Genomic DNA, 10,080 nt, shown 5'->3' on the forward strand with positions numbered 1-10,080 from the left:
GAAAAATAGCGGCAACAATTACGGACAAAAAAAGCAGTTGCTTGAGAGCAACTGCTTCAATACAGGTTTTATATTGGATATTCATTCAACCAAATTAGCGCTTGTTCATAATCATCAAAAAATCTCACAGATTCTTTCGTATTAGATTGTTGTAAATAATCCATTATCTCCCCCTCTTCAAGGAGAAATGCAATTGCCTTACTGTTATTCAAAATGATTTCATTGAAGAACTTCTCTTTCCATACTTTTTGAACAGAAAAATGATTTGGCGTGTATCCTTTTCTATCCACCAACAATTTGTATTTCCGCCCTTCAGAAATGAATTGCTGACAAACCTGCTCAAAACCATTAAACCATTCATACACATCATCTGTTTTTATATTTCCAACTAGATGGGTAACAATTATATCTCCTGAAACTTTTGTGCTGATATTCTGTTTACTCAACTTGGAATCCCTCCTTAGTTACAATTTTGCGGAAAAACCACATAAAATCAATAAAGAAAAAATTCTTACTTGACACTCCTACCCCATCGCTATCAAACTAAGCTCATGTAACGTCAATTATAAGCGAAATTGTGTCTTTTTTCGCAAGTCTATATGTAGATGCTTTAAAGATTTGCATCCGAAATAACCCCTAATGCGTTTCCTTTTTTTGAATTAAACTGCTTGATGATCAGACATGGTACAATTGTAAACGACACCCAATATATCTAAGACTGTTTTCTTCTCATATCGATGGGATTTCCGTCCATCATTTACCGCCTCAAATCTATTCGTTTTTGCACGTATATTCAAAACAAAATATATGACAAATAAATAACGACAGTTACTGTAACAATGCTGAAAAGTGTTGAAAATAAAACGATTTGTGCATGTAGTTCAGGCTCTATTTGATACTCCATAGCAATGGTTGATGTATTTCTTGAAGTAGGAAAAGAACTTGCAATAAATAATGATTGTGCAACAATACCATCAATGTTTAGTAGATAGATCATGGCAAGTGCTAATAATGGTCCTATCAGTAACCTTCCAATTAAAGCCCATGTTATGACTCGATGGAAAAAATTAAGCTTAATGTTAGATAATTGCGCTCCTAGCAATATGATTGCTATTGCAACAAAACTATTCGCAAGCTGATTAAGAGGTAGAAAGATAGAATTAGGTATTTGAATTTTAAAAGATTGAAAGAGAACCCCTAATACAAGCGCATGAAGTACAGGCAGTCTTAGAAATGATTGAATAATACTTCCGATTGTTTTTGTTGCTGATAGTAAGTTATATATCCCATATGAATAAGTTAAAAGATTCTGGAAAATCACAATAAAAATTTGAATGGAAACCCCCACTGGATTGTGACTGAAAATCAATTGACTTACTGGTAATCCATAATTACCGGAATTCATTAACGAAATACTATTTTTTAGAGCTGCACTTTCTCCTTTTTCTAACTTTAATGTTTTTGAAATGAAATGACTTACTATGATCAGACTCAAACTATAAAGCATTAAATAGTATATTATCTGGAGCAACAAACCTGTCTCTATACTAATATCATATATATTCATAAATACAGCCGCTGGCATCAAGCAATAAGTAATAAGTGTAGATAGCTGCTTTAAGTTAAATTGGAACTTCCTTTGTAAAATTGCACCAATTAGCAGCAATATTAATATTGGTAATATTACGTCTAATATAATAAAAATAATCATTTAAAACCTCATTCTACATATATTTTAGTTGGATTAAACGCTCTCTTTTCTTTAACATATCAAATATGACTCATAAAGAAAATTATAGATTATTTATACAAATTCATAACTTTATCTTATTGAACTAAACTGTATTCTTTAGTTTAAGTGTACTTTTTTCACAATATCCGTTAGCCTTACCAAAAAATCTTGCCCTAAAAAAATCTGATACTGCAGTTACTATGCGAAGAATACTTACATCAATTCCATACTTGTCGCTTGAGTCACCTAACACACCTGATACTTGTTTATCTTGAGTGGACTTATATTTTTTTCATCTAAACATCCCGATTCAATTAAATATTTGCATTCTAAAAATGAGTTCGATCTTTAGAATAGATTTAAGATTTCCTTAACTAATCTGCCCTTTAATTAAATAACTTTTGACATCTATATTTTAAAATAAAATTCCATCAACCTTCTGTTTTTCATTTTAAAAGCACATTCTTATAGAAAACAAGCGTTTGTTGAGATAGCAATAAAAACATGTTGAAGCCTATTACTAAAAGAACCATCCCAAAATACTTTGGGACGGTTCTTTTTCCTTATTAATGATTCTTTAACATCACTAACAATTTCTCTTGGCTATACATCCATACTGTAATGATTAAACAAGCAAGTGCGACTTCTGATAACGCCATAAATCCAATTGCATAATGACCTGTTAATTGGAATAGTAATGTTAAAATTAGTGGCGGGAAGAATCCTCCTAGTCCGCCTAAAGCTGAAACGAGCCCATTTACAATACCGGCTTGTTCTGAGAAGTACATTGGAACGAGTTTGAAGATTGTACCATTTCCAATCCCTGCACAAAATGCGACTAGTAGGCAACCAAATGTATACACGTTCATACTAGGCATAAATGATAAAATAATACCTGAAAGTGTTAAACCGATAAATACGAAGATTAATATTTTAAATGGATTAAACTTATCACCGAGCCAACCACCAATCGGGCGCATAATTGTTGCGAGTACAATGAATCCGGCTGTCCGCATACCTGCATCTACTTTTTCTAATCCGAAGTGAGATACTAAAAAGTTTGGTAAGTATACTGTAAATGCGACAAATGATCCGAATGTTAAAAAGTAAAAGATACATAAAAACCAAAGTTTTTCATTTTTATATACACCTTTTATTTGTTCCATTAATGGTGTATTCACCTTTTTCTCCTTACGATCACCTAATAAAAAGTTCATAAGTGCAAATGCTGCAAGTAAAACTAAATAACATTGTACTGTCGTTCTCCAACCAACTGAAGTTGCGATAACAGGTGCTAAAAACGAAGTGATTGCTGTTCCGGCGTTACCGACACCGTAAATACCATTTACAAAACCGTGGCTCTCTTTCGGAAAGTATTTTGGTAAAGAAGTTACCCCTACTGAGAATACAGCTCCACCAATTCCTACAAATAATCCACCAATAATTAAATCCATCATAGAATTGGCAACACTAATATAAAAGACAGGAAATAATAATAGAATAAAACTAATAAAGAATAATTTTCTTGCTCCGAAACGATTTGTCCAATAGCCAATTGGAATACGAAGAACAGAACCTAAAATAACCGGTACTGCTGTTACCATAGAAATTTGTCCCGCAGTTAATGGAATATCCGCTTTAATATAAGGCATTAATGATGATAAAATAACCCATACCATAAAACCGATAACTAGATTAGAAGTTTGTAAACTTAATTGAAAATTAGGACCTTTCATCCTGTTCCCTCCTATGTATGCATAGTTATATTCATTCCCTCCAGCCTAATCACGTCCTAACATGATTAGGCTGAAAAGAATCAACCACCACTTACTGGCGGAATCATTGCTATGACATCGCCAGTTTGAATGATATCATCCTCATTTGCATACTCTTCATTTATAGCGACCATTATCTCACTTGAAATTGCTACGTTGTATTTCGTAATAAGGACTTCCTTTAGTTCAGCAACCGTAATATTTTCACAACCTATGTGTAATGCTGACTTACTTACTTCTTCTTGTAAATGTGCAAATAATAGTACTTCAATCATATTCTCATCTCCTTTCCAGGCTCACCATTTGCATACGCTACCTTCTCTAACTGATCACCTATCCATGACTCACCATCTTTCCAAAACTCTTTCTTCCATATTGGAACAATTTGTTTTATACGCTCCATAATATATTCGTTCGCCTCATAGGCAGCTTTCCGGTGTGGTGTAGAAACAGCGACGACAACAGCAAGATCAGAAATTTGTAATGTACCAATGCGATGTGTAATGGCGACATTTGTCCCAGGCCACATCTCTCCTACTTCGGTGCCAATTCTCTTAAGCTGTTTCTCCGCCATTGACTTATATGCTACATACTCTAAATATAGCGTACGACGGCCTTTCGTAAATTCTCTAACAGTACCAATGAAAGTCGCAACTGCGCCACATTCACGACGAATTACTTTGTTTGTAACTTCTTCAATTGAAATAGGTGTATCAATTACTTCATAATACGTATGTGCCATCTTGCACCTCTTATCTTTGTATAAGTTAGCAATCTATTTTTCTATTATTTGTATGATCGAAGTGGTTCTTCCCACGGCCACTCACTTCCGGCGCTTGATTCTAATAACAGTACCGAGACAGTTATTCCTGCTTTAAATCCTCTCGTTCCTCCCGGCAGGACGATACATGCATTCGCCCCTGCAAGTGAAGAAATTGCACTAGATTTGTCTAAACCAACTGGTGTAGCTTGCAATGTTCCATCTACAATTTCCACTTTCCCTCGTACAAAACGAGTAAATGGGTTTGCTTTCAGAAAGTCTTTCTGTAATATTGCCTCTGTACGATATACGTGCGAATCTTTTCTATGCAAATATGTTCCAATGACTGGCCGAACATATAATTCACAACCGACATAACAAGCTGAAGGATTACCAGATAGACCAAATAATAGTTTTCCTTCTAGCTCAGCTACAGTTGTCACACTTCCTGGTCGCATCGCTATTTTGTTGAAAAGCACATTAGCTCGTAATTCCTCATAAATAGCAGGTAAATAGTCATAGTCTCCTACCGAAACGCCACCAGTTGTAATTAAAATATCGACTTCTTTTATCGCTTTTTTCACAGTGTTATAACACGTCTCAAAATCGTCAGCGAATTGTCCATAATACTGTACAACTCCGCCCGCTCGTTCAACTTGAGCAGCTATCATATAGGAGTTACTATTTCGAATCTTCCCTGGCTTTAATTGTTCATGTACTTCAAGCAGTTCGCTTCCTGTCGTTACAATTCCGATAACCGGCTGTTTTACAACGTAAACGGTACTATAACCAAACGTAGAAAGAAGCGCCACTACTCCAGGGTTAATAACAGTCCCTTTTTTCACAAGGATGGTATTTTGTTTTACATCTTCACCTTTAAAAGAAATGTTATCCCCAGCAATAAAGGAGCGTTTCAATTTCATATAAGTCTTTTCACTTTCTTCAAATCCTTCAGTTAGCTCTAACATAACAACTGCATTACATCCGGCTGGAATTGCGGCACCTGTCATAATACGGACAGTTTGAAATGGTTTCACTTCTTCTGGAAAAACAAAACCTGCTCCAATTTCGCCAATCACTTCAAACTGAATGGGGTTACTACTACTCGCTTCTTTTGTATCTTCTGCTCGAATCGCAAACCCGTCGTATGGAGAGCGATCAAAGTGAGGGACATCATGATCTGCAATAACATCTTCTCCAAGAATTCTTCCGTAACTTTCTATAAGAGAAACCTTTTCTATTTCACCTTGATGAGCGTATTTCATTACACGTGCCACTGCTTCTGCCACCGGAATTGGTATACGTTTTTCTAACATTCTTTTTCACCTCGTTTTAATAAGGGGCAACGCTCTTTCTGTTCATCCTATATATTTTGCGTATAATCGTTTTGCTATTTTCACATCATTTGTTCCATGAATAAATGCCCTACCGTCTGTAAATAAAACGAAACGATATTCATCAATTAGAAATGATAGTAAGTAAGGCGTTTTTTGGACATGTACACTTTTTTGTAATCGTTTTTGAATTTCGTTTAAATTAAGATCTCTCTTTATTCCTGAACGGATTTGAACTGTATTCCGTCCGCATAGCACTTCCGTTTTCATCTGCGCTTCAAATGCTAGACTTGGATACGTTCGTGATTTCCCACAAGATGGACATGTACTTTTTTTCTGTCTATTTACTTTTAATGAAAGATATTGATTGTTCCAAATATCAAATGATAACATCGTTCCTCTTAACGACTCATAATCATCCACCAATATTTTCATCGCCTCTGTTACTTGGTGAGCAACGACCATTTGTACAGCTGGCTGAATGATTCCGGCTGTATCGCATGTTGCACCGCCCATAGGATGATCCATTAGACAGCGAAAACATGGTGTTTTCCCAGGAAGAATTGTATACGTTACACCGTAACTTCCAATGCATCCACCATATATCCAAGGTATATTTTCTTTTTGTGAAATGTCATTTATAAGTAGGCGCGTATCGAAATTGTCAGTCGCATCTATGATGAGATCCACTTCTTTTGTTAACTCTTCTATTTCTTGCATTGTGACATCCGTTACAACTGGTACAATTTTTACTTCAGAATTAATCTTCCTTACATGTTCTGCCGCTGCAATTGCTTTCGGTTTGCATTGCTGCGCATCTTCTTCTATGTATAACTGTTGCCGCTGTAAATTACTCCATTCCACGTAGTCACGGTCAGCGATTGTCAATTTCCCAATTCCCATCCTAACGAGTGTTTCTGCATTCGCAGCTCCTAATGCACCTGCACCAATTAGGAGCACATGCTTTTCTCTTATTTTTCTTTGTCCTATTTCACCAATTCCAGAAAACAATATTTGCCTTGCATATCGCTCTTGCATAGGGAATCCTCCTCTCACTATCCGCCAATGTAGGACATTTCAACTTTTGGACGTTGATTTGTACTTTCCGCCGTTCTTTCATCTGAATATCGATCTGTTCTATATCGCCATGTATGTTGTAAAATTTTTAATAGTGATGCATCAGAAATATTTCCTCGAAGAAGCGTTCGCAAATCCGTTCCTTTCGTTCCAAATAGACACGTGAAAAACTTGCCGTCTGCCGAGATACGAGCTCTCGTACAAGAAGAACAAAATGACTCAGATACTGAAGTAATAAACCCAACTTCTGCATCGCTCCCTACATATCGATACAATTTCGCAACTTCTCCAAAGTAACGAGGCTGAGCGGGCTCAACTGGATATACGCGATTAATCTTCTCTATTAATTGTTCCTTCGTAATAACTTGTTCAAAGTTCCAGTCGTTTGTACTGCCCACATCCATAAACTCTATAAAACGGAGCTGAATGTCTTGTTCTTTAAAATAACGAGCCATACGAAGAATTTGACTATCATTCATTCCTTTTTTTACGACCATATTTACCTTTACTTCTAATCCAGCAGCCTTTGCTGCTTCAATTCCTTTCAGTACAGGTTTTGTATTTACATTTCGTCCATTAATTTTTTTGAAGACATAATCCTCTATCGCATCTAAACTAATATTTACACGTTTTAATCCCGCTTCTTTTAACGCCTTTGCTTGTTTTGCTAAATGAATACCGTTTGTTGTGAGTCCAATATCTTTTAAGCCTTCTAGCTTTGCAAGTCTTGCAATTAACATCGGTAAGTCTTTACGCAATAACGGTTCACCGCCAGTAAGCCTAATTTTATTGACTCCCAGACTTATAAATAATCTCGCTAATCTTTCTATTTCATCAAACGTTAATAAAAGCTCTTCCTGTAAAAAAGCGTAATCAGGTCCGAACACTTCAGCAGGCATACAGTATGTACACCTAAAATTACAACGATCAATAACTGAAATACGTAAATCTTGAAGTGGCCGTTCTAAAGAATCTTTCATGTTCTCGTGCATCTATATCCCTTCTTTTCTGCTGTAATCCTTAGTAAGCTTTCATTTTTTTATTTGCCTTCATTATAAAAAAGAAGCTACATATTCAATGTGACTTTTCTCACATTACTTTCCCCATTCAAAAATTCTTCACAAATCCGTTCGAATTTTGTTCACATCTTTAATCTCATCCACTTTGTCTATTGAATTTTTCAAACTAAAAATTGAAAATCACTTCCCCCTTACGGTCATTGAAATTTCAATGTATTTTTAAAATAGCTCTTGCATTTTCATCATACTTACACTCAAAATAGGAAATGTATTGCTTATAAGAAGAAAGGTGATCACTGTGGCAAACAGTATGACATTATCTCAAGATTTAAAAGAATTACTTGCATCTGTTGAATATAAAATGCAAATTAAAAAAGGTAGTTTTATTTTTCAAGAAGGTATGGAGGCAACAGAGCTCTATATCATCCACTCAGGAAAAGTACAAATTAGTAAATTAAGTGCTGACGGGCAAGAATTAACACTCCGTATTTGTTCGGCATACGACATTATTGGAGAATTAACATTATTCACGGACAATGCGAAGTATTTATTAAATTCAAAATGCCTTGAAGATGTTGAAGTAGGGGTTATAAAGCGTGAAACCTTAGAAAAAGCATTGCTCCAAAAACCCGCACTTGTATTTGAATTTATGAAATGGATTAGTGAACATTTAAGAAGAATGCAAACGAAGTTCCGAGATTTAGTATTACACGGCAAAAAAGGTGCCCTGTATTCTACTCTTATACGAATGACAAATAGTTACGGTGTATTAAAAGAAAATGGGATTCTCATCGATTTACCATTAACGAATCAAGAACTTGCTAATTTCTGTGCAACTTCACGTGAAAGTGTAAATCGAATGTTAAATGAATTAAAAAAGCAAGGTACAATTTCTATTCATAAAGGAAAGATTACAATCCACGATTTACAATTTTTAAAATGTGAAATTGCTTGTGAAGATTGCTCTGCCTCTGTTTGTAGCATTGATTAGCATCTTATTTAGATGCTAATCTTTTTTCAATTTAAGCTACTTATTAACGGTTATTCCCTATATAAACAAAAACGAGGCCTTCCATATTAGACCTCGTTTCGTTTTAACCATTAGCTCCTATCCGTTTACAGCAGTATTATTTTTTCAACTCATTAGGAATACGTCTTCTGTAAATTACATAACTACGGCTTACATATTTAATTGGGGCACTAAATACATGTACAAGTCTTGTAAATGGCCATACTGCGAATAAACCCATTCCTGCAAGAATATGAATTTTAAACCATACTGGTACTTCCATCATATATTCAACTTTCGGTTGGAGAATAAAGAGACTTCGGAACCAAGGGCCAATCGTTGTACGATAATCAAATCCTTTTGAATCTATATTTAAAAATGTTGAAGAAAGTCCTGCTAGCATTACGATAAGTAATAAAATAAGCGCAATATAATCTCCCTTTGTACTCGTTGCAATGATACGCTTTACTGTTACACGGCGGTACGTTAATATAATTAAACCGATAATAGAAGCAATACCTGCCGGAAGCCCAAAACTAATTGCTACTACATGATACATATGCTCAGAAATACCTATTGAACGATATACAGCTTCTGGAATTAAAATCCCCATAACATGGCCGCCAATTACGAACATGATCCCAAAGTGGAATAATAGACTTCCGACCCGGAGCATCTTCTTTTCTAATAGTTCACTAGATTTTGATGTCCATCCAAATTGATCATAGTTGTATCTAAAAATATGTCCACCGATAAAGATCGCAAAAATGATATAGGGAAACAATACCCAAAGAAATTGATCCATCATTTTGACAACGCTCCTTTCTAATTTGTCTGTACACCCCATGTTTCGATAGCGAGTAGCACAGACGCAAGAATTGGTTCATACATACTACCCGCTTCTTTTAATTGAACATGTAATGCTTGTATATTTTCCGTGTATTTACTCATAATTGGTTCACTGTCTTGCTCATTTGCATTTGCAAAAAACTCAAGTAAAAGTGGTAAATAGTCAGGTAGTTCTTTATCTGTTACGCTAAAACCTGATTTTTTATAATGTTGTTTTAACTCTAGTAATTCAATACCTCTTTCTCTTTGTTCACCAGTGTTCATATAAGTAAGATACATATTTGTTTTCTTCCCAAAATCGAATGTATATACGTAACTATCAATGAGTTGATCATTCGTTTTATCTAGCGCTTGCTTTATAAAGCCTGTAAGTGACGCTTTAACGTCTTCCTGTTCTATTGTTTCAACCTCTTCTTGCAATTCAGTTAAAGCTTCTCTCCACCCTAGTTCGGGATAGGAGAGAAGAAAAGAAGAACAAGAAAAAGCTGTTTGTAAACTTTGTTTCATAATTTTCTGCCCCCTTTA

At 35.2% G+C, this 10,080-nt stretch carries 11 protein-coding genes; 1 reads left to right on the forward strand and 10 read right to left on the reverse strand.

The annotated features are described in order from the left end of the window. Positions 1–68: 68 nt before the first annotated feature. The 8 genes from DN403_RS14495 to moaA form a co-directional block, all read right to left on the reverse strand. A complete protein-coding gene (locus DN403_RS14495) occupies positions 69–446 on the reverse strand; it encodes a hypothetical protein (protein ID WP_002083297.1) in 378 nt (125 codons plus the stop codon). Positions 447–793: 347 nt separating this feature from the next. Further along, positions 794–1,711 (reverse strand): AEC family transporter, encoded by a 918-nt coding sequence (locus tag DN403_RS14500; protein ID WP_000583193.1) that lies wholly within the window; start codon positions 1,709–1,711, stop codon positions 794–796. 587 nt (positions 1,712–2,298) lie between these two features. Beyond that, positions 2,299–3,468, reverse strand: a complete 1,170-nt coding sequence (narK, locus tag DN403_RS14505; protein ID WP_000678170.1) for a nitrate transporter NarK — start codon at positions 3,466–3,468, stop codon at positions 2,299–2,301. Positions 3,469–3,548: 80 nt separating this feature from the next. After that, positions 3,549–3,782, reverse strand: coding sequence for a molybdopterin converting factor subunit 1 (gene moaD, locus DN403_RS14510; RefSeq protein WP_000573687.1), 234 nt, complete (start codon positions 3,780–3,782; stop codon positions 3,549–3,551). Next, positions 3,779–4,249: a molybdenum cofactor biosynthesis protein MoaE gene (locus tag DN403_RS14515; protein WP_000951544.1), complete on the reverse strand. Its 471-nt coding sequence runs from the start codon at positions 4,247–4,249 to the stop codon at positions 3,779–3,781. Before DN403_RS14515 ends, moaD begins: the two co-directional genes overlap by 4 nt. A gap of 44 nt (positions 4,250–4,293) precedes the next feature. Beyond that, complete coding sequence (locus tag DN403_RS14520) at positions 4,294–5,583, reverse strand: molybdopterin molybdotransferase MoeA (RefSeq protein ID WP_000890797.1); 1,290 nt, start codon at positions 5,581–5,583, stop codon at positions 4,294–4,296. A gap of 42 nt (positions 5,584–5,625) precedes the next feature. Beyond that, entirely contained in the window at positions 5,626–6,639 is a 1,014-nt protein-coding gene (locus tag DN403_RS14525; protein WP_001158062.1) for a molybdopterin-synthase adenylyltransferase MoeB, read from the reverse strand. Positions 6,640–6,656: 17 nt separating this feature from the next. Then, the gene (moaA, locus tag DN403_RS14530) at positions 6,657–7,670 is read right to left on the reverse strand and encodes a GTP 3',8-cyclase MoaA (protein ID WP_000545009.1); all 1,014 of its coding nucleotides are present in this window, start codon (positions 7,668–7,670) and stop codon (positions 6,657–6,659) included. Between the two features lie 325 nt (positions 7,671–7,995). Between moaA and DN403_RS14535 the strand changes: the two genes are divergently transcribed. Then, on the forward strand, positions 7,996–8,688 hold the full coding sequence (locus DN403_RS14535) for a Crp/Fnr family transcriptional regulator (RefSeq protein WP_000013863.1): 693 nt from the start codon (positions 7,996–7,998) through the stop codon (positions 8,686–8,688). A 136-nt stretch (positions 8,689–8,824) separates the two neighbouring features. Here DN403_RS14535 and narI read toward each other — a convergent pair whose 3' ends face one another. Then, positions 8,825–9,514, reverse strand: a complete 690-nt coding sequence (gene narI, locus DN403_RS14540) for a respiratory nitrate reductase subunit gamma (RefSeq protein ID WP_000969224.1) — start codon at positions 9,512–9,514, stop codon at positions 8,825–8,827. Positions 9,515–9,531: 17 nt separating this feature from the next. Beyond that, complete coding sequence (gene narJ, locus DN403_RS14545; protein ID WP_000814227.1) at positions 9,532–10,062, reverse strand: nitrate reductase molybdenum cofactor assembly chaperone; 531 nt, start codon at positions 10,060–10,062, stop codon at positions 9,532–9,534. Positions 10,063–10,080: the final 18 nt, after the last annotated feature.

It is taken from the genome of Bacillus sp. AY2-1, assembly GCF_008368965.1.
GTDB lineage: Bacteria > Bacillota > Bacilli > Bacillales > Bacillaceae_G > Bacillus_A > Bacillus_A thuringiensis_S.

What these genes read in the sequence shown, in the direction of transcription:
- moaA (WP_000545009.1), bottom strand. Translation starts at nt 7,670, where the DNA reads ATGCACGAGAACATGAAAGATTCTTTAGAACGGCCACTTCAAGATTTA.
- moaD (WP_000573687.1), bottom strand. Translation starts at nt 3,782, where the DNA reads ATGATTGAAGTACTATTATTTGCACATTTACAAGAAGAAGTAAGTAAG.
- narK (WP_000678170.1), bottom strand. Translation starts at nt 3,468, where the DNA reads ATGAAAGGTCCTAATTTTCAATTAAGTTTACAAACTTCTAATCTAGTT.
- narI (WP_000969224.1), bottom strand. Translation starts at nt 9,514, where the DNA reads ATGATGGATCAATTTCTTTGGGTATTGTTTCCCTATATCATTTTTGCG.
- DN403_RS14525 (WP_001158062.1), bottom strand. Translation starts at nt 6,639, where the DNA reads ATGCAAGAGCGATATGCAAGGCAAATATTGTTTTCTGGAATTGGTGAA.
- narJ (WP_000814227.1), bottom strand. Translation starts at nt 10,062, where the DNA reads ATGAAACAAAGTTTACAAACAGCTTTTTCTTGTTCTTCTTTTCTTCTC.
- DN403_RS14500 (WP_000583193.1), bottom strand. Translation starts at nt 1,711, where the DNA reads ATGATTATTTTTATTATATTAGACGTAATATTACCAATATTAATATTG.
- DN403_RS14515 (WP_000951544.1), bottom strand. Translation starts at nt 4,249, where the DNA reads ATGGCACATACGTATTATGAAGTAATTGATACACCTATTTCAATTGAA.
- DN403_RS14520 (WP_000890797.1), bottom strand. Translation starts at nt 5,583, where the DNA reads ATGTTAGAAAAACGTATACCAATTCCGGTGGCAGAAGCAGTGGCACGT.